Below are 20,788 nucleotides of genomic sequence, written 5' to 3' on the forward strand. Positions count from 1 at the left end.
GCTCGCCGATGGTAACTCCAGATTTGCTGCGCTCGGAGGGCAGGCCGGTCCCGGTAACTCCAGATTTGCTGCGCTCGGCAGTCGATAACTCCAGATTTGCCGCGCTCGGCAGTCGAGACGTTGCCGGCAACTCCATATCTGCTGCACTCGGGAAGGGGCGGTACCCGTAACTCCGCGTGCGCTGCACTCGGTAGCGGGAAAACAGCAACCTCCCGGCACCGCGCTCGTAGCAGCGGGTTATTTGTAGCAGACAACTTCGCCAACTGGATGCATGGCAACCTGCCGTATCATAGAGACGGTATGCAGCCGCTCGGGGGAACGGTTCCGCGAGCAGGATTCGAAGGGCAGGGTTCATGGTCTCTCGCATCTATGTGGAAAAGAGGGCGGGCTTCGACGTCGAGGCGCAGCAACTCAAGAGCGAGCTTACGGAAATCCTTGGCGTAACGGGCCTCACCGGCCTTCGCCTCATCAACCGCTACGATGTGGAGGGAGCAAGCGAAGAGCTCTTCCGCTCGTGCATCCCCACGGTGTTCAGCGAGCCGCAGGTGGACCACGCATACGACGAGCTGCCGTCGAGCCCCGACGCAGCAGCCGTCTTCGCGGTGGAGTACCTGCCCGGCCAGTTCGACCAGCGCGCCGACTCCGCCAGCGAGTGCATCCAGCTCATCAGCCAGGGAGAGCGCCCCACGGTGCGCTCCGCCAAAGTCTATATCCTCGAGGGCGCGCTCTCGGAGGCCGACATCGACGCCATCAAGCACTATGTCGTAAACCCCGTGGAGGCGCGTCTCGCATCGCTCGAGAAGCCCGAAACCTTGGTAGCCGAGACCCCCGACCCCGAGCCCGTCGAGGTGCTCGATGGCTTCCGCGAACTCGATGAAGCCGGCCTTGCGGCCTTCATCGCCGAACGCGGGCTGGCCATGGATGCGGCCGACATCCGCTTCTGCCAGGAATACTTCACCGAGGAGGGCCGCGACCCCTCGATTACCGAGATTCGCGTGATCGATACCTACTGGTCGGACCACTGCCGTCACACCACCTTTGGCACCGTGCTCGACGAGGTCAAGATCGACGACGCCGTGGTGCAGGAGGCCTTCGACCGCTACATGGAGATGCGCCATGAGCTCGGCCGCGACGAGAAGCCCGTCTGCCTCATGGACATGGGCACGCTCGGCGCCAAGTGGCTCAAGCACACGGGCCAGCTCACCGGCCTTGACGAATCGGAAGAGATCAACGCCTGCACCGTGAAGATCACGGTTGATGTTGATGGCGAAGACCAGGACTGGCTCTTCCTCTTCAAGAACGAGACCCACAACCACCCGACCGAGATCGAGCCCTTCGGCGGCGCGGCCACCTGCATCGGCGGCGCCATCCGCGACCCGCTCTCCGGCCGCAGCTATGTGTACCAGGCCATGCGCGTGACCGGCGCGGCCGACCCCACCATCCCCGTCGCGGAGACGCTCGAGGGCAAACTCCCGCAGCGCAAGCTCGTAACCACCGCTGCCGCCGGATACGCCAGCTACGGCAACCAGATCGGCCTCGCCACCGGCCAGGTCTCCGAGCTCTACCACCCCGGCTACGTTGCTAAGCGTATGGAGGTGGGTGCCGTGGTGGGCGCCACCCCGGCAAGCCACGTGCGCCGAGAGGAGCCCGCACCCAGCGACAAGATCATCTTGCTCGGTGGCCGCACCGGCCGTGACGGCATCGGCGGCGCCACGGGCAGCTCCAAGGCGCATAACGTCGAGTCCATCGAGAAGGACGGCGCCGAGGTGCAGAAGGGCAACGCCCCCATGGAGCGGAAGCTCCAGCGCCTCTTCCGCCGCGGCGATGCCTGCCGCCTCATCAAGCGCTGCAACGACTTCGGCGCGGGCGGCGTGAGCGTTGCCGTGGGCGAGCTCGCCGATGGCCTCTACATCGACCTCGACCAGGTTACCAAGAAGTACGAGGGCCTCGACGGCACCGAGCTCGCCATCTCCGAGAGCCAGGAGCGCATGGCTGTGGACGTGGCCGAGGACGACGTGGACGAGTTCATGGCGTATGCCACCGAGGAGAATCTCGAGGCCACCGTCATCGCCGAGGTCACGCACGAGAAGCGCGTGCGCATGGCATGGAACGGCGACGTAATCGTAGACCTCTCCCGCGCCTTCTTGGCCAGCAACGGAGCGCCCAAGCACCAGAGCGTGCACGTGACGGCGCGCCAGGTGTGGCAGCCGGCTTGGGAGGGTGCCACGCTCGCCGAGCGCATGCGCGCGCTCGTAACCGACCTCAACGTCTGCTCGAACAAGGGCCTCTCCGAACGCTTCGATTCGACCATCGGCGCTGCCACGGTGCTCATGCCCTTTGGCGGGCACACCCAGCTCACCCCTGCGCAGGCTATGGTGGCGAAGTTCCCTGTCGACGGCGAGACCTCGACCGCGAGCGCCATGGCATGGGGCTTCAACCCCTATCTCATGGAAGCCGACCAGTTCGCGGGCGCCTACCTCTCAGTCGTTGAGAGCGTGAGCCGCCTCGTGGCCGCGGGCTTCTCCCGCAAGCGCGCCTACCTCTCCTTCCAGGAGTACTTCGAGCGCCTGCGCGACGTGCCGGAGCGCTGGGGCAAGCCAGCAGCAGCCGTACTCGGCGCGCTCATGGCGCAGGTGGACCTTGGTGTTGGCGCCATCGGCGGCAAGGACTCCATGTCGGGCTCGTTCGAGGACCTCGACGTGCCGCCCACCCTCGTGAGCTTCGCCGTAAGCACGGGCCGTGCCGACCATGCGGTCTCCCCAGAATTCAAGGGCGCGGGACACCCGGTCTTCCGCATCGCCCCCGCTTCGTATGGCGACGACCATCGCCCCGACCCCTCGCAGCTCCTCGCCGTCTTCGATGCCATCGAGTGCCTCACCCAAGATGGAAGCGCCCTGGCGCTGGCAACCCCCGGCTACGGCGGCAGCGCTGAAGCCCTCTTCAAGATGTGCGTGGGCAACCAGATCGGCTTCGAGCTTGCCGACGACGTCGACATCGAGAGCCTTTTCGAGCCGATGTACGGCAGCTTCATCGTTGAGGTTGAGGATGCGGCGGCGCTCGATGCACTCGCTGCAGATTCCTTCGTGATCGAGCCCTTGGGCACCACGGTCGAAGGCTACGTGCTCGAAACCGCAACCGAGCAGATCGACCTTGCCGAGCTGCAGGAAGCATGGGAAAGCGGCATCGAGGGCGTCTTCCCCTACCGTACTCCGGCCGAGGAAGCCAAGAAGCTCGACGATGTGGAGCAGCTCACCTTCACCTGCAGCGACACGGGCCGCATCGCACCGGTCTATGCGGGCGAGAAGTTCGCGCGCCCGCGTGTGATCATCCCGGTCTTCCCCGGCAACAACTGCGAGTACGATAGCGCTCGCGCCTTCCGCGCCGCCGGCGCCGAGGCCGATGTCTTCGTGATCAACAACCTCTCGCCCGAGGCCGTGGCCGAAAGCACGCACGAGCTTGCGCGCCGCATTCGCGAGAGCCAGATCGTCATGATCCCGGGCGGCTTCTCCGGCGGCGACGAGCCTGACGGTTCTGCCAAGTTCATCACGGCGTTCTTCCGCGCGCCCGAGGTCACCGAGGCCGTGCGCGACCTCCTGCAGGCACGCGATGGCCTCATGCTCGGCATCTGCAACGGCTTCCAGGCGCTCGTGAAGCTGGGACTCGTTCCGTACGGCGACATCGTGGACGCCACGCCCGAGGCACCGACCCTCACCTTCAACACCATCGGCCGGCACCAGAGCCGCCTGGTACGCACCCGCGTGGCCAGCGACCTCTCGCCCTGGCTCTCTGCTTGCAAGCCCGGAGAGGTCTACACCGTGGCCATCTCCCATGGCGAGGGCCGCTTCGTGGCGAGCGAGGCCGTCCAGCGCGAGCTCATCGCGGGCGGGCAGATCGCGACCCAATATGTTGATGAGACGGGTGCTCCGAGCATGGACCTTTCGGTGAACCCGAACGGCTCCGTGCTTGCCATCGAAGGCATCACCAGTCCTGACGGACGCGTCTTCGGCAAGATGGGACATGTCGAGCGGCGTGGCGAGAACCTGTATCGCAACGTTCCAGGCGAGAAGTTCATGCCGATCTTCGAGAGCGGTGCTGGGTACTTCGCATAGGGCTCGATCCCGGCGGCCCCTGCGTTCGTTCCTCCTTGCTCAAGCATTCTCGAAAGGCCCAGCACTGCTGGGCCTTTCTACGAAACTGCGCAAGAGGAATGCTTGCGAGACCCACTTTTACCCTGACCGAGCAATCTGAAAGGGAACCGCGGCTAGCTCATTGCAATGCTGCACGTGACCGGCAGTGACCTCACCGTTGTAGTTCGGCAGAACGGGCTATCATGTTTGAGGCGCTTGAAAGGTGGTTGGCATGGATACGACAACAGCAGTTGCAGAAGATACGGTCTCCATCGACCGTGAGCGGGCGCGAACGGCGTTCGAAGCGTACCTCGCCCCCTACGACCGGGAGAATCCGCGCATCGCGCTCAAAGCGGAGCACACCTATCGTGTCGCCGACCTTTGCGACCGCATCGCTCGCGCGTCGGGCCTCACTCAGGCGGGCACGGACCTCGCCTGGCTCTGCGGACTCCTGCACGACATCGGCCGATTCGAGCAGCTTCGCCGTTGGGGCACCTTCAAAGACAGCATGTCCGCCAGCCATGCTGCTATCGGCGTTGACGTGCTTTTCGAGGGCGGGCGGCACCTGCTTGACGGCTCGCTCGCCCGCGCGAACGCCACACTGCCGGAAGCCCTCTCCCATGATGATGAGTTCTCGGCCCACGTGCGCACCGCTGGCACCGTTCGCGCTTTTATCGAAGATCCCTCAGCCGACGAGATCATCCGCGCAGCAGTAGGCCACCACAGCGATTTTCGCCTTCCCGACGACCTCGACCTTCGTTCGCGCGCGCTCTGCAATCTTGTGCGCGATGCCGACAAAATCGATATCCTGCGCGTTTCGTGCACTGATACCGTCGAGACCGTCGTGGGAGCAACCGAAGACGAGCTGCTCGCAGGCGACATTTCGCCCGCTGCCGAGGATGCGTTCTTTGCGCACCAGACCGTCCGCTATAGCGACCAATCGACCGCCGTGGACCACGTGGTGGGGCTCGCCTGCTTTGCTTTTGAACTGGTCTACCCCTCAAGCCTCGAGGTCATGATCGACCAAGGGTATCTGTTCGAGCTGCTGAGCACGCCTTTTGGCATAGCGCGCCCGTACACCAACCGTGCCACTCGCGCACTCATCGGCCGCATGGACGGGCATCTGCGCGCTTGGATCGACGAGCGGCTCAGCTAACCGCCGGGCATTTGGGTCGTTGAGGCACCCGGACGTCGCTGAATGCAACTTTTGGGCACTCCAGGGCGTAGCGAACGAGTATAGGCAGATAGGAAGCAAGAGAATGCCCAGCTCAGAGGGCTAATAACTCATGAGCTATCGCGGTTGCACTCAGGGCACACGCCGTGGAGTGCCCAATAGCTGCATCCAAGTCTTACCTGACGGGCTTTCGCGTTTCCTCGCTGAGCCAATCGATAGTGGAAACGCTCGAGAAACATTTCTGGCTGCCGGCTGCATCGCAGCTTTACCGTGATAAAGTGTCCGCAATCCGATGGAGACTACAGAAAGGCTCCGCTATGACCGCCATCGTCAACAACGCCGATACGCTGCACCTGATGCAGCAGGCCGCTGCCTGGTGGTGGAACAAGCGCATACCGTCTCTCTCGGATTAGCAGGCTCCCCTACCAACGCGCTACACCATGGAAGGCCTCCGGTAATCCGGGGGCCTTCTTTTTTGCCGGCGAACGACGCATGTCACCTGATAGCGCGCAACGGGCAACGTGCGCCGGGGCGAAAAGCAAGCCTCTTCGATCGCCGCAGCGCACGTGGGAGCATTCTGAGCTTGGAGCGACTGCCGGCGGGCAGCGCTCCCGGATGAGAAAGGACACATCATGACCGCATCCAAGCACGATCCCTACCGTCTCTACCTCACCGAAGACCAGATTCCCAAAGCCTGGTACAACCTGCGTGCCGATATGCCCGAAAAGCCCGAACCCATGCGCCTGCCGAACGGCGCTGTCGCCACCAAGCCAGATATCGCGCCCGTTTTCGCCGACGCACTCATCGACCAAGAGCTCGACGACGACACCCCGTACTTCGACATCCCCGAACCCGTCCTAGAGATGTACAAGGTCTACCGGCCGAGCCCGCTCTGTCGCGCCTACAACCTTGAGCGCGCGCTCGATACGCCAGCCAAGATTTTCTATAAATTCGAAGGCAACAACACGAGCGGTTCTCACAAGCTCAACTCCGCCATCGCCCAAGCTTACTACGCCTATGCCCAGGGCATTACCAATATCACGACCGAGACGGGCGCCGGGCAGTGGGGCACGGCACTGGCTGAGGCAGCTGCTCACTATGGGCTCGACCTCGATATCTTCATGGTGAAATGCTCCTACGAGCAGAAACCGTTCCGTCGCAACATCATGGAGACCTTCGACGCGCGGGTAACACCCTCTCCCTCCGACACTACCGAGGTCGGCCGGCGCATCCTCGCCCAAGATCCGGGCTCGTCTGGCTCGCTTGGCACCGCGATCTCGGAGGCGGTGGAGCGCGCGCTGCATGTGCCCGAGAACCGCGGGCGTTACCAGCTGGGCAGCGTCCTCAACCAAGTGGTGCTGCATCAGAGCATCATCGGTCTAGAAAGTTACGAGGCCCTTCGCGAGCTGGGCGAATACCCCGATGTGGTCATCGGGTGCGCAGGCGGCGGCTCGAACTTGGGTGGGCTCATCGCCCCGTTCATGCGCGACAAGCTTACAGGCGCACGGCCGGCCACGCGCTTCATCGCGGTAGAGCCCGCGAGCTGCCCGTCGCTCACCCGTGGCCGCTATGCCTACGACTTCGCCGACACGGGCCAGACCTGCCCGCTCTGCAAGATGTACACGCTCGGCAACGGCTTCATTCCAAACCCCGACCACGCAGGCGGCCTGCGCTACCATGGCATGAGCCCCATCGTCTCCAAGCTCAAGCACGACGGCTACCTGGATGCTGTCGCCGTTCGCCAAACCGACGTCTTCGCGGCGGCAGAGCGCTTCGCAAAGCTAGAAACCATCCTGCCCGCGCCCGAAAGCGCGCATGCAATCCTTGTGGCCATGCGCGAGGCGGAGCGGTGCCGCGAGACCGGCGAGGCGAAGACGATCCTCTTCGGGCTCACCGGAACCGGGTACTTCGACATGGTCGCCTACGACAAGTTCAACCGCGGCGAGCTGGAGGACCACATCCCCACCGACGAGGAGCTCGAGCGCGGATTCGCGACGATCCCCTCCATTCCGGGCATCCAATAACGGGTATATGCTCGAACCCGCCTGATGGGCTCCGGCATGCTCCAGCTCTTTGACAACTCGAGGCACGAGTCGGAAGGCTTTTCAAACATCGCCGAGTAAACCGCTGTTTCGCACAAATGCCAACCGGTGTTTTGTTGTCCAAAACCTGAGTCAACTCGGCTCCTTCGTTAAAACCTTCCGACTCGAGCCTCGAACTTGGCTGGACCGGCGTATTCACGCGCCGATGACAGGTACTATGGAGGAAATGCGCGGCTGCATCGCATGCGCTTGCGGTGCAGCGCCCCGCATGCGACACGCCGTGCGCGCATAGCCCTCACCCGCCCTGTCGAAAGGAGACCAAGATGAGCCTTTGGCCAGAACTCAAGAAGCTGCAACAAGGAACCTGGGTAGACCTCACTCACCCGCTTACGAACGACAGCCCGTACTGGGCGGGCATCCCTGAGGGCTCCGTGGAACTGTGCAAGACCGTCTTCGACTACGACGAAGAGATGCTCTCTTGCCGCATTCACACCTACAAGTTCCCCGGGCAGTTCGGCACGCACGTGGACTTTCCGAACCACTTCACGCCGGGCAAGGTTGGCTCTGAGGCCTACGGCGTGGAGCAGATGGCCATGCCGCTCTGCGTGATCGACCTCACCGGCAAGGTCGCCGCCGAGGGGCCCGACACCGCCGTAGCCGTGGCAGACATCGAAGCATGGGAAGCTGAGCATGGGCGAATTCCCGCCGGCGCCTTCGTGGCGCTACGCACTGACTGGTACCAGCGCTGGCCCGATAACGACGCGCTCAACAACTTCGACGAGGACGGAGGCGAGCACTGCCCCGGCTGGTCGATGGAGGCGCTCCGCTTCCTCTATGAGGAACGAGATATCCAGATGAACGGGCATGAGACCTTCGACACGGATGCCTCGTTCCTGGCGGCGGAAGCCGACGATCTTGCCTGCGAGCGCTACGTGCTCGACCATGACCACCTGCAGGTAGAAGTCATGGCGAACCTCGACAAGGTGCCCGCGACGGGTGCCATCGTGTTTGTGAGCTGGCCGCACATCGAAGGCGCCACCGGCCTCCCCGCCCGCGTGGCAGCGGTGTTCTAAACTTTCCGCGCCTCCAATGCGCTAACTTTTCGTACGTTTGGTCAAAAATATCGTTTCGGTGGTATGCCGCGCACCAAAATAGAGCGATTGCGCAGCCGCATGAAAGCTGAAAGGCCATCTCGTTCCGTTGATTTCGTCGATGTGAGCGAATTTTGAACGCGTAAAGGCCTGCCCACAGGTAAAAAAGGGCGCCTCTTATGTTTGAAAGTACCACCGAAACGGTGTTTTTGACCAAGACCCCGGATTATTGTGTCTGCAGCACGCGATGCTGCGAACAACTTACGGAGCATAGCCTTCTGCGTCAATGCGAACACCGATTTTGACGATACAGCGAACGCCATCCTCGCTTCCGCTATCCCCGATAAACGAAGGGGGCAATTCCTGCGAATTCCCCGCAGTTAGTAAGGGAGATGCATGATGGACGATATCAATAGGGTTAAAGCCATGGCACTGCTCGAATCGCTGAACGATTCAATGGATAGAGCCATACGCAACGCGCTCTCCCGGCAATCTTGGCCCGCGCATAGCTCGTCACAGCAGATTGCCCTGCGGCCCTTCATTCAGTATCTCCCTGTAATAAATGGTGTACGATACGGGACATTGACCATGCACTGAATAGAAACGCGAGCAACGCCCCGTGCCCCATCAACCACTGCACCCAGCACCATCAAGCGGCGCGACGCACGCCGATAAGCCTCATGCCATCTCGTCTGCGCTTCGCGCCGCCATCCCACCGACGCTTCCCATCCTCGCCGGCTTCGTCTTCCTCGGTATCACCTGCGGCGTCTATAGCGTCTCGCTCGGGCTACCGTGGTGGACGCCCACGCTCATGGCCTGCCTTATCTTCGCGGGCTCTGCCGAGTTCGTCGTAGCCTCGATGCTCGTGGGGCCGTTCGCGCCGCTTCAGGTGTTCGTCACCGTCTTCATCGTTAACGCGCGGCACCTGTTCTACGGGCTCTCGATGCTCGAGCGGTTCCGTGGCCTCGGGCGTAAACGCCCGTACCTCATCTTCGCGCAATGCGATGAAACGTTCTCCATCAACTATTCGACGCGCCCGCCGGCCGGCGTGGACGAAGGATGGTTCATGTTTTTCGTGAGCCTGCTCAACCAGCTGTACTGGGTGGTTGGCTGCACGCTCGGCGGCGTGCTGGGCCGCGTGGCAGCACTTAACGTGGCGGGCGTCGACTTCGCCATGACGGCACTGTTCGTGGTGATCTTCCTCGACCAATGGACCAAAGATCCAAGCCATGCGAGCGCCGTGGTGGGCATTCTGGCCTCGCTCGTCGCACTCGCGCTCTTTGGGCCTGACGGATTCATGATCCCCGCGCTCGCGCTCATCCTTGCCGCGATAACGGTTCTGCGGAGCCGCCTCGAACCGGTCTACGATGCGTGCGAGAGCGGGTTCGTGGCTTCTGCATCGGATACCTGCGAGAACGGGCCCGTGGCCTCTACGCCGGATGCCGCAGGTGCGCACCATGGGGGCGATGCGCGATGACGACCACGCAGATCATCCTTACGATCCTCGCTGCCGCGGCTGCAACGGTGCTCACCCGCGCCCTGCCGTTCTTCGCATTCCCCGCAGACCGTCCAGCGCCGCGCTACATCCGCTACCTGGGCAATGCGCTTCCTGGAGCGATTTTCGGCCTGCTCGTGGTTTACTGCCTACGCAGCGTGAACGTGCTCACCAGCACACATGGCATACCCGAAGCGCTCGGTATTCTCGCTGCCGGCGGGCTCTACCTTTGGCGGAAGAACATGCTCGTCGCCATCTTTGCAAGCACCGCGCTCTATATGGCGCTCGTGAACCTCGTGTTCGTGTAACCAAGCCAAGCAACGCGACCGTCGTGGCCGCCCAGCTCCGCATCTCACTTGCGTGCTTCGAGCTGGGCGATGAGCTCGGTCACGACCTTGACGGCATCGCCCACGACCGCATAGTCTGCCACGCCGAAGATGGGCGCTGCAGCATCTTCGTTGATGGCAATAACCGTCTCGGCGCCGCCGATTCCCGCCAGATGTTGAATAGCACCCGAGACGCCAATGCTCACCAAGAGCTTCGGCGCGACGGCCGCACCCGTTTGACCTACCTGGTGGGCATAGTCGAGCCAGCCGGCCTCCACGAGCGGACGCGTGCAACCGAGCTCAGCATGGAGCAGCTCTGCCAGGCGCTCCATGAGCGGGAGATTCTTCTTGGACCCGATGCCCCTGCCCACGACCACGAGCCGCTCTGCCTGCGCGATCGACCCGCCGGTAACAGGCTCGATGCCAAGCACGGCAACGCGCGGCGCAACCTCGTGAGCCAAAGGAGCTTGGGTGATGATGCCCGCCGCAAGATCAGCGCCTGCACCCGCCCCAGCCGTCACGCACTCAGGCGCCGCAAATACGCCCGGCCGCACCGTCGCCATCTGAGGACGATGCGCGGGGCACTCGATCGTAGCCATGAGGTTGCCACCGAACGCAGGGCGCGTTTGCAACAGAGCGCCGGTCTTGGGGTCGATGTCGAGCGCGGTGCAATCGGCGGTAAGGCCCGTCTGCAGGCGCACCGCCACGCGCGGGGCAAGCTCGCGGCCGAACGCCGTCGCTCCAAACAGCATCGTTTCGGGGCGGCGCTCTTCGGCAAGCGCGCATATCCATTGCGCGAACACCTCGGCGTCTGCATGCGCGAGGCGCTCATCCACGGCGTGGATCACCTCGGCAACACCGGTCGCGGCAAGACGCTCCGCCTGGCGAGGAGCTCGTCCCGCCTCGCCAAGCACCGCCACCACCTGGCAGCCGCGCGCTTCGGCGAGCTCGAGCGCCTTGCCGACCAGTTCGAAGACCACCGGCAGCAGCGCGCCCTCCGCATCAACCTGGGCAATCACCCAGATGTCACGATAGACGGAGAGGTCGCGCCCAGGCCCCTCGCCAGCCTCGTCGCGCTCAATCGCAATCGCATCTACCGGACACGCCTCCACGCACCCGCCGCAGAGCGTACAGGCGTCGGTCGGGCGTGCCAGGCGGCCCTCGACCACGATCCCGCCGAACGCGCACGCGCGCTCGCAGCGCTTGCAACCCACGCAGCGCGCGGCATCCACCATAAGCCCGCTCATAGCCCCGCCTCCTCAGCTAACGCGATGATGCGCGCCGCCTGCTGGGGCACGCTTCCCTCCAAGACCTCGCACGTGTCAGAGCGCTCGGGCACAAACGACCGCACGACCTGCGTCGGAGAACCGGCAAGGCCCGATCGCGCGGGGTCGGCCTGCACGCACGCTGCACTGAGCACCGCCACGGGCACACCCGCGGCCGCGCGTACGCCCGCGATGCTCGGCATGCGAGGCTGCGCGATGTCTTTGGCCACGGTAAGCACCGCCGGCAGCGGAACCTCGACGAGCTCGATGCCCGCATCGGTCGCATGGCGCACGGTAACGCGGCCCCGCTCAATCGCGACCAGCTCGCGCACATCCGTGACGCAGGGCATATCGAAAAGCCCTGCGAGTTCCGGCCCGATCTGCGCCGTGTCGCCATCGACCGCCATCTTGCCGCAGAGGATGAGATCTGGAAGAGAGGAACCGGGGGCGGATTCTCCGTGCTCCGGAGCACCGGGTGCGGCGGATCCTGGTGCGGCCGCTCTGCCCTCCGGGGTGCCGGGTGCGGCGGATCCTGGTGCGGCCGCTCGTTGCTCCGAAGCGCCGGACGCGGCGGCGTCGCCCATGCCCGCCGAGCCAAGCTCGCGTATACCGCATGACAGGGCATAACTCGTGGCAAGCGTATCTGCACCGGCAAACGCGCGATCAGAAAGAAGGAGCGCATCGCTTGCGCCGCGAGCGATACCGTCGCGCAAAAGTGCCTCCGTAGCTGGAATGCCCATGGAGAGCACGCTCACCCTACAGCCCTCACCCGCAGCAGCACGCTCATCCTTGATAGCCAGCGCCACCTCGAGCGCGGCGGCATCGAAGGGGTTCACCACCGACTCGCGGCCGTCGCGCACGATGGTATGAGTGACGGGATCCATCTTGACCTCGGTCGAGCTCGGAACCGCCTTCACACAGACCACGATATGCATCAGGACACCTCCCCGGTGTTCATCGCTTTGGATAACGCATCTGCCGGTGCAGCCGTCGGCGGAACAGGTGCGGCATCGGGGCTGGCGGCAGCATCGAGGTCGGCGCTCGAAGCATCGGGGCCGGCGTCTGCGGCATCCGGTCCGGCGTCTGCGGCATCCGGCCCGGCGCCCGAAGCATCAAGCCCGGCATCTTCAACATCAAGCCCGGCATCTGCGGCACTGGCGCCCTCGGGCACCGCCGCACCCTCCCTGCGGACCTCGTCGAGCAGCGCCGCATCGAACAGGTTGCCACGCCCCAGCTGGCACGCCGGGTCGAATGCAAGCTTGAGACGCGCCATCTCGCGCACATGCTCTGAGCCGTACATGGTCGTGAGGAAATCGCGCTTGAGCTTGCCCACGCCGTGCTCGGCCGAGACCGCGCCGCCCATAGCCGTGACATCTTGGGCCCAGCGCGCAAAGAGCGCCTTGCCCCTTGCATATTCCTCGGCATTGCGCGGCAGAACATTTACATGCAGGTGGTTGTTGCCGATATGCCCCCATGCGGCCGACTCGAGCCCCTCCTCGGCAAGCGTCGAGCGGTAGAGGACGATGACATCGCGCAGACGGTCGTCGGGAACGGACATGTCGCTGCCGAGCTTGGTGATAGAAGGCTCTTCTCGGCGGCGCTCGTCGATGAGCATGTTCACGCTCTCGGGAACGGCATGGCGGAAGAACCGGAGCGTCTCGCGGTCAACGGAGGTGCGGGCCACCCAAGAGTCCCTCTCGCTGCCGCCCGCCGCGCGCACGATGGCGCCGAGACGCTCGAGGTCCGCCATGGCCTCATCTTCCGCAGGTGCTTGGAGCTCCACATAAAGGCAGCAGCCGAAGCGCTCGGGAAGCAACGGGAGCGCCGCGAAGGCCGAGCCCTGGGCACGGGCGCAGCGCAGCACGTCAAGGGCGGCTGGGTCGAAGTACTCGAGCGCCGCCGCATGCTTGAGGTCTGCGCGGGCAGCTATGGTTGCCTCGACCGCCTGGTCCTCGGTCGCAAAGAAGCAACTCGCCGCCCAAACCACCGCAGGCGCCGGCATGAGGGCGAGCTCGAGCTCAGTGATGATGCCAAGGGTGCCGTCCGAGCCGATGATAAGGTCAAGGGCGTCCATGTCGTCCTCAACATAGTAGCCGGAGGCGTTTTTGGCGTGCGGCATCTGATAGGTGGGGAGGTCCGCTTCGATGGTAGAGCCGCCCTCGGTCTTGAGCTTGAGATGCCGGCCGCAAGCGCGTACCTCGTCCCGGCGCAACGCAATCACGTCGCCATTTGCGAGCACGAGCCGCAGCGCCGTCACGTGGCCGCGCATGGCGCCGTAACGAAAGCTCCGTGCACCCGAGGCGTTGCATGCGGCCATACCGCCCAGGCAAGCAGAGGTCTCAGTGGGATCGGTGGGGAACATCTGCTCCGGAGCCTCGGCAAGACGCCGCGCGGCGGTAAGCGACGCCTCGTCCCAGCCCTCGGTAGGAAACGCCTTTGCTGCAAGGTACTTCCGAAGTTCGGAAAGAACAAGACCAGGTTGAACGCGCAGGTAGAAGAGCCCGTCCTCCTCGCGCAAGCCGAGCGGGCGGTTCATATGCGAGAGGTTGAGCACATGCCCGCCTTGGGGTACGGCGCCCGCTGCAAGGCCCGTGCGCGCGCCCTGCACCGTGATGGGCGTACGCGCCGCGCTGAGCGAGCGTACGATGGAGCGGACCTCGTCCTCGGTCCGTGGGAACGATAGGGACTCGGCCGTCCCCCTACTCCGCGACTCATCGCCGCGATACTCGTCGTATTCGCTCGAGAACTTGACGATGGCCGGAATGGTGGGTGTCGGACCAAACGAGGTTGCAGCCACGGCCCGCCCCCTTTCTCGATGCTGGCTGGCAAACACGTTCGCAGCGGCCGCTGCGAACGCATAGAGACACGTGCTAGAAATTGTATCGGGACCGGCGCTGCCGCATGGCCGGACCTCGCCCGCGTCGCTCATTAGTAACATGAGGCGCGACACGCGCGCGGCCGCCGTGCGCAAAACCTCCATACTTCGATTTTCATCCCCTCTGAGCTGCGCGGTTCAGACTTTGTTTAGATTCATTGGGACATCGTTCAGTTCCACCTCCTAGCGTTCATGCCAGCGAGCCCGGACCGGCCGGGCGGCGTGATTGGAGGAGCCATGGCAGTGTATCTACCCTCAGCGAAAATCGCCGTTGAAATCGTGGACGACCCAACGAGCCTACCCGCAGACCTCAGCGCCTTTCCGGATTTCACCATCGTGCCCATCACCCGCGCCGACCTGCGGAGTCCGGCGGCACGCGATCGCACCGTCAAGCGAATCGCGCGCATGGCGGCGAACAAGCCTGGCGCGCACGCCGCATCCGATACACACGACCAGCCAGCGGGAACGTCGACCTCCATGCCGCGCATAGCATCCAAACGCGAGCGCAAGCAGCTGCTGGACCTCATCAATACAGGGCTCGACCTCACCCAAGGGTCGGCGACCGCCCGCGTGGCGGTATAGGCGCGCAAAAGCGCCAAAGCGAAACGGCCTAGGGAGAAACGGCCCAAGGCGAAACAGCCCGAGGCGAAAAGAATCCCGAGCGGAGCGGCCCCAAGCGCAACGATTCCAGAAAGAAGCCGCTAGGGAGAAACGACAGACCGATAGGAGGAATCCATGCACAGCAGCAAGCGCCGAGGAGGCTTAAAGCGAGGAGGCCCGCGCATCGCAATGCAGCTGATAAGACGAATTGCGACCTCTGCGGGAGGCGGCTGGAACGGGGTTGCCGCCGTTTTAATCGCCGTGGCCCTCGTCGCGCTGTCCGTTGTCGCGGCACTCGCACCGTCGACGGCGCAAGCACTCGCGGACATCCCGGCCTCGTTCAACCAGAACGTGACCGTCACCCGCCGCGATATCGGAGCGAGCAACCGCTCCCCCATCTCGAACTGGTATCTATCCGACGGCACATGGGTCGTCTGTGGAGAGCCGTTCCACGGCACCCCCGACACCGGCGATGTCTACGGTCCCGCCGTGCCGGTGAGCCAGTTCACCTACGACGACACCCACGACTCAGGCCCCGTCGCATCCGCCCCGTGGGTCACGGGCTCCTCGAGCTTCGATCCGCACGCGATGGCCTACGCCGCCGCCTACGCGCCCACCTCAGCACTCGGCCAGGCGACATACGGCTTCTCCGGACGAAGCGACCAGCTCGTCGCCGCATGGGAGGTGACCAAACACCTCCTCATGGGCGCCTCCGTGGAGGGTGAGTCCCTCATGTACAACGGCGGCACCTACACGAACATCTACCGCTCCACCAACGACGGGAGCACGACCGGCCGCGTCGCCAACGCCGCGGAGCTCGCAAAGATCCAGCGCCTCGTGTCGGACGCTCGCGCGCATGCCGGCCAATCCGGCTGGTGGGACGACGCGCTCTGGCTGCGGCGGAACCTGACAGACGGGTCCGCGCAGAACATCTTCGTCATCATCCCCGTCAAGCCGGACGTGCGCATCACCTTCACCAAGGTCTCCGCCGATGCCGAATTCACCGCCGGCAACGACGAGTACGCGTATGCTGGTGCAACCTACGACATCTACGATGCCTCGACCGACCAGAAACTAGCCAGCATCACGACAGATGGGAGCGGTCATGCGAGCTATCAGCTGCAGCAGGACAAGCGCTACTACGCCGTTGAGACCAAAGCGCCGCAGGGGTTCAAACTCAGCACCGAGCGCCACTACTTCACCACCGGAAGCAGCGATTCTAGCGAGGAGCTTACGGATAGCCCGGGTGCAGTCCGGCTCACTATCCAGAAGAAGGATTCCGCAACGCTCGACGCGGCGCAGCCCGGGGCTACGCTCGAAGGAGCCGAGTACCGGCTGACCGATGCGAACGGCCGCGTCCAGACCGCGGTGACGAACGAGGACGGGCTGGTCGTCTTCCAAGACATCCCGTTCGGCACCTGCACGGTCGTGGAAACCAAAGCGCCAACCGGGTACAAGCTCGATTCGACCGTTCACACGTATACCGTGAGCTCAGAGCAGATGACCGCATCTGGCATCGTTGAGCTCGAACCCGAGGACGACTTCAAGGAGAACGTGATCGCGTTCGACATCGAGGTCGCCAAGTTCAAGGGCGTTGATGAATCCTGGGACGAGGGCGACGGGCATGAGGAGCCGGCTGCCGGCGTCCGATTCGAGATCGTCTCCAACACCACCGGCAAGGCGGTGGGCTCGATCACCACCGGCGAGGACGGCTTCGCCGAGACGGACGGGCTGTGGTTCGGCAAGGGCGAGCATCCCGAGGGCGTCTCCGGCGCCCTGCCCTACGATGCGGCCGGCTACACCGTTCGCGAGGTCGACGATACGGTGCCCGACGGCTTCGACAAGGTGGGCGACTGGACCATCTCCGCCGAGCAGATGGCGGACGGCGCGAAGCTGCGCTACATCCTGAACGACCAGGCGATCAGCACCCGCATCCAGATCGTGAAGCAGGACGCCGAGACCGGGCAGGCCGCGCCGCTCGCCGGCTTCACCTTCCAGATCCTCGATGCGAAGGGCGACCCCGTCTCCATGACGGACAGCTACCCCAACCCCGTCGAGCTCACCGAGTTCACCACCGACGAGAGCGGCTGCGTGACGCTGCCGGAGACCCTCGAGCCGGGCGAGTACTCCGTGCGCGAGGTCGCGGCGGCGCCTCCGTACCTCACGGGCGGCGAGGACGTCGCGCTCACCGTGTCCGGCGCCCATGAGGATGCGGTCCCTACCGCGGCCGTCGTCTATTCGGACGCGCAGGCGAAGGGCCGCGCCACCGTGACCAAGCGCTGCAGCGCCCCGGACGGCTCCGATGAGGGCCACGTGCATGACGAGGGCTGCGCGGGCGAGCTCACGGGCGCGGAGTTCGACGTCGTCGCCATGGAGGACGTCATGAGCCCCGACGGCACCGTGCGCGCCAAGGCCGGCGAGGTCGTCGACCACGTGACCACCGGCGAGGACGGCACCGCGACCACCGATGAGCTCTACCTGGGCGACGCCTCCGCCACCTACGCGTTTATCGAGACCAAGGCCCCTAAGGGCCACGTGCTCGACGCCACGCCGCACGAGTTCACGCTCTCCTACGCCGACGACGATACGGCGCTCGTGGAGGTCGAGGTCGAGGTGGCCGACACCTACACCGAGGTCACGATCGACAAGGACATCATGAGGACCGACCACCCGCTCGCCGGCGCCACGTTCCAGGCATGGGAGGCCGGCCAGGAGATCGATGTCGAGCCCGATGACGGCATGGCGACGGCCGCCGTGCGCACAGAGGGCGAGGGCACAGCGACGCTCACCGAGGCCGTGGACAACGCCGCGATCGAGGCAGATGTGCCCGAAGGATACAGGCTGACCGTCTCCCGCGACAGCTACTCCGCCGACGTCGAGGGCTCCATCGCCGTGGACCCCGGCGCCTACGAGATCGCCCTCGCGGACGCCGATGGCGAAGCGATTGACATGGGCGAGGAAGCCGAACTCGAGGTGGAGGCCGGCGAGACCGTCAAGGTCTCCTGGTCCGAACCCTTCCTCATCTTCGGCGGGCTCGATATCTCGCGCGGCCGGATCGAGAGGGAAAGCTACGAGCTCAGGCTCGACGAGGGAGCCGGAGCACTCATCGCCACCGACGTCCCCGCCGGCGCATACGAACTCGAGATCGACGGCGAAGGCGCCGGCAGGGTCGAGCTTACCGCCGGAAAGACCTTCTTCGGCTCCTATGCGGACGGCAAGCTTACCATTGCGAGCCATCTGCTCAAACCAGGCGAGGAGCACATCGAGGTCGTGACGGACGATGACGGAACCGCCGCCATCCGCCACCTTTCGCCCGGCAGCTACCGCCTCGAGGAGACGGACGCCCCGGACGGTTTCCTCGTGGACGAAGGTGTGCGTTACTTCGCCGTGGCCGACGACGGTCTCACCGAGGGGCTCGAGAGCTTCCCGTTCGAGGTCGAGGACGACTACACCAAGATCGACCTCTCCAAACGCGATATCACCAACGAAGACGAGGTAGCGGGAGCCAAGCTGGCCGTAATCTGCCCCGACGGGGGTGTTGTGGAAAGCTGGACCTCCGATGGCACCGACCATCGCATCGACGCGCTCGAGCCCGGTGACTACAAGCTCGTGGAGCTCATGACTCCGCATGACTACGATGAGGCGACCGCGGTCGACTTCACCGTGGAGTCCACCGGCAAGGTACAGCGCGTGGTCATGTACGACGAACCCATCGCCGTCGAGGGCTCCATCGATAAGCGCCAGGAGGTCGCCGACCCCACCCATCCCCACACCGATGCCGACACGAACGCCGCGCGTGCCGAGGTCTCCGAATCCGACGACGGCTCGTACGACTATTCCGTCGACTTCCGGAACGAGAGCAGCACGTGGGTCGACGAGTTCACCGTGACGGACGAGATCTCCGCCGCATCGGACGGCCTCGCCGAGCTCACGGGCATCGTGACGCCTGTCGCGGGCGAAGACTACGACGGCCTGCTCAACGTCTGGTACCGCACGAGCACCACGCCAGCTGATTACGTCGACCCGAGCGGCGCCAACGCCACACGCTCCGACGGACACGCCAACCCCTGGCTTGATCATGAGACGACCGAGGAAGCCCTTGGCGACGACAGTCGAGCCATCGATTACACCGGTTGGCGCCTGTGGGCTCAGAACGTAAGCGCTACCGAAGCAACCGAGCTCAGCGTGGCCGACCTCGACCTCGAGGAGGGCGAGAGGGTGATTTCCGTGCGCCTCGAGTACGGCCGCGTTGAGGAGGACTTCTCCTCGCGCACCGACGAATGGGAACGCGACGACCTCAAGCACGAGCGCGACGACGTCGATAACGTCGCGCCAGCCCACGAGGGAGATGAACTTGAAGGTGCGGAACGAGCCCCGCTCGTGCTCCACATGAAGGTGACCGATAGGTACCGCGAAGACACGGAGCTCGTGAACAGCGCACGCGTCGACCTCTACCGGAACGGCGGCAACACCACCGAAGACGAGGGCCTCGAGGACCACGATTCCGACCATGTCGAGCAGGCGCCCGTCGAGGCCCCCTCCCAGGATGACACCCCGCCCGCCGACTCCCCCGGCCCCACGCCGCTCGCCCGAACGGGAGCCGTCTCCGCCGCCGGGGTCTTTGCAGCCATTGCGCTCGCAGCGGGAACCGGCTGGTGGATCTTGCGCCACCGCAACGCACCCGGTCGACGCTAAACCAGGCCCCGCCACGTCCCGCGGACCATCGCCTGTAGAACACCCCGTCTCGGCCGCGCGCCGGGACGGGGTGACGCATGACGAAGCCGCATGGCCCGAGCTTGCGCGTGAGCCCAAGGGCAGCTACATTATCTTCCGCAACCATACTATCCGCTCCACAGGGACACTCCATGTATCGGCTTCATTCGCCTTGCTGCTCTGCGGAACGGACTGCACCATGCAGGAAGGCGGGGACGGCGTGATCGGACTGGGCACAATCATCAACGTGGCTTTGATTCTTGCCGGAGGTTTGGTGGGCACCGTTGGCGGCAGGCTTTTCACCCCGCACGTACAGGAAACCCTCATGAAGGCCACAGGGCTGAGCGTGCTCTTCGTGGGGCTCTCGGGCGCGCTCGCCGGTATGCTTTCGCTTGGCAAGGACGGCGCACTCGTGAGCGGCGGCTCCATGCTGATCGTTGCCTCGTTTGCAGCGGGCGCGCTCGTTGGAGAGCTCGTCGACCTCGACGGTAAATTCGAGCGCCTCGGAATTTGGCTCAAAGAGCGCACGGGCAACGCCGGAGACCCCGCGTTCGTGAACGCCTTCGTAACCGCCTCGCTCACCGTATGCATCGGGGCGATGGCCATCGTTGGATCCATTCAAGACGGCCTTACCGGTGATTGGTCCACCCTCGCGCTCAAAGGCGCACTCGACGCGCTCATCGTTTGCGTCATGACCGCATCGATGGGTCGCGGATGCATCTTTTCCGCTCTGCCCGTGGGCGTGTTCCAGGGATCCATCACCTTGCTCGCTCGGCTCATCCAGCCCCTCATGACTGCCGAGGCCCTCGCAAACCTCTCGCTCGTGGGCTCGATTCTCATCTTCTGCGTGGGCGTGAACCTCATCTGGGAGAAAACGTTCAAGACGGCCAACATGCTTCCAGCCGTGGTGTTCGCGGTCGTGCTGGCATTCGTGTAGTTCTGCATCGCGTTTCATACCAGGAGCACGGGGAGCGAGCCGGGCTGGCCGTCTAGGCCGGTCCAAGAAATCGCCCGCAGCCCCCAACGGCTAAAAATGGCTATTTTTCGTCTTTTTGCGGGCTCTGTGAGACGGTTTTGTCG

General features: G+C 64.4%; 12 protein-coding genes. 9 read left to right on the top strand and 3 right to left on the bottom strand.

Features of this window, described 5'->3' with window-relative positions:
* Positions 1-353 precede the first annotated feature (353 nt).
* The 6 genes from GJE22_RS05815 to GJE22_RS05845 all read left to right on the top strand — a co-directional run bounded on the left by GJE22_RS05815 (position 354) and on the right by GJE22_RS05845 (position 10,237).
* The gene (locus tag GJE22_RS05815; RefSeq protein WP_144688299.1) at positions 354-4,109 is read left to right on the top strand and encodes a phosphoribosylformylglycinamidine synthase; all 3,756 of its coding nucleotides are present in this window, start codon (positions 354-356) and stop codon (positions 4,107-4,109) included.
* A 250-nt stretch (positions 4,110-4,359) separates the two neighbouring features.
* Positions 4,360-5,283, top strand: coding sequence for an HD domain-containing protein (locus GJE22_RS05820; protein ID WP_144688298.1), 924 nt, complete (start codon positions 4,360-4,362; stop codon positions 5,281-5,283).
* 650 nt (positions 5,284-5,933) lie between these two features.
* Positions 5,934-7,325 carry a TrpB-like pyridoxal phosphate-dependent enzyme gene (locus tag GJE22_RS05825; protein WP_144688297.1) on the top strand — a complete coding sequence of 464 codons (1,392 nt, stop codon included), beginning with the start codon at positions 5,934-5,936 and terminating at the stop codon, positions 7,323-7,325.
* A gap of 341 nt (positions 7,326-7,666) precedes the next feature.
* Positions 7,667-8,416, top strand: a complete 750-nt coding sequence (locus GJE22_RS05830; protein ID WP_144688296.1) for a cyclase family protein — start codon at positions 7,667-7,669, stop codon at positions 8,414-8,416.
* A 637-nt stretch (positions 8,417-9,053) separates the two neighbouring features.
* Positions 9,054-9,911: an AzlC family ABC transporter permease gene (locus GJE22_RS05840; RefSeq protein WP_235895823.1), complete on the top strand. Its 858-nt coding sequence runs from the start codon at positions 9,054-9,056 to the stop codon at positions 9,909-9,911.
* On the top strand, positions 9,908-10,237 hold the full coding sequence (locus tag GJE22_RS05845; protein ID WP_154324113.1) for a branched-chain amino acid transporter permease: 330 nt from the start codon (positions 9,908-9,910) through the stop codon (positions 10,235-10,237). Before GJE22_RS05840 ends, GJE22_RS05845 begins: the two co-directional genes overlap by 4 nt.
* Before the next feature lie 44 nt (positions 10,238-10,281).
* Here the strand turns inward: GJE22_RS05845 and GJE22_RS05850 are convergent, their stop codons facing one another.
* The 3 genes from GJE22_RS05850 to GJE22_RS05860 are packed head-to-tail and all read right to left on the bottom strand — an operon-like array spanning position 10,282 to position 14,317.
* Positions 10,282-11,502 carry an electron transfer flavoprotein subunit alpha gene (locus GJE22_RS05850; protein ID WP_144688294.1) on the bottom strand — a complete coding sequence of 407 codons (1,221 nt, stop codon included), beginning with the start codon at positions 11,500-11,502 and terminating at the stop codon, positions 10,282-10,284.
* A complete protein-coding gene (locus GJE22_RS05855; RefSeq protein ID WP_144688293.1) occupies positions 11,499-12,455 on the bottom strand; it encodes an electron transfer flavoprotein subunit beta/FixA family protein in 957 nt (318 codons plus the stop codon). Before GJE22_RS05855 ends, GJE22_RS05850 begins: the two co-directional genes overlap by 4 nt.
* Complete coding sequence (locus GJE22_RS05860; RefSeq protein ID WP_235895822.1) at positions 12,455-14,317, bottom strand: FAD-binding oxidoreductase; 1,863 nt, start codon at positions 14,315-14,317, stop codon at positions 12,455-12,457. Before GJE22_RS05860 ends, GJE22_RS05855 begins: the two co-directional genes overlap by 1 nt.
* Before the next feature lie 315 nt (positions 14,318-14,632).
* Between GJE22_RS05860 and GJE22_RS05865 the strand changes: the two genes are divergently transcribed.
* The 3 genes from GJE22_RS05865 (at position 14,633) to GJE22_RS05875 (ending at position 20,645) form a co-directional block, all read left to right on the top strand.
* Complete coding sequence (locus tag GJE22_RS05865) at positions 14,633-14,977, top strand: hypothetical protein (RefSeq protein WP_144688292.1); 345 nt, start codon at positions 14,633-14,635, stop codon at positions 14,975-14,977.
* A 207-nt stretch (positions 14,978-15,184) separates the two neighbouring features.
* Positions 15,185-19,690 carry an MSCRAMM family protein gene (locus GJE22_RS05870; protein WP_144688291.1) on the top strand — a complete coding sequence of 1,502 codons (4,506 nt, stop codon included), beginning with the start codon at positions 15,185-15,187 and terminating at the stop codon, positions 19,688-19,690.
* A gap of 70 nt (positions 19,691-19,760) precedes the next feature.
* Entirely contained in the window at positions 19,761-20,645 is an 885-nt protein-coding gene (locus GJE22_RS05875; RefSeq protein WP_235895821.1) for a DUF554 domain-containing protein, read from the top strand.
* Positions 20,646-20,788 lie beyond the last annotated feature (143 nt).

It is taken from the genome of Enorma shizhengliae, assembly GCF_009676995.1.
Lineage (GTDB): Bacteria > Actinomycetota > Coriobacteriia > Coriobacteriales > Coriobacteriaceae > Enorma > Enorma massiliensis.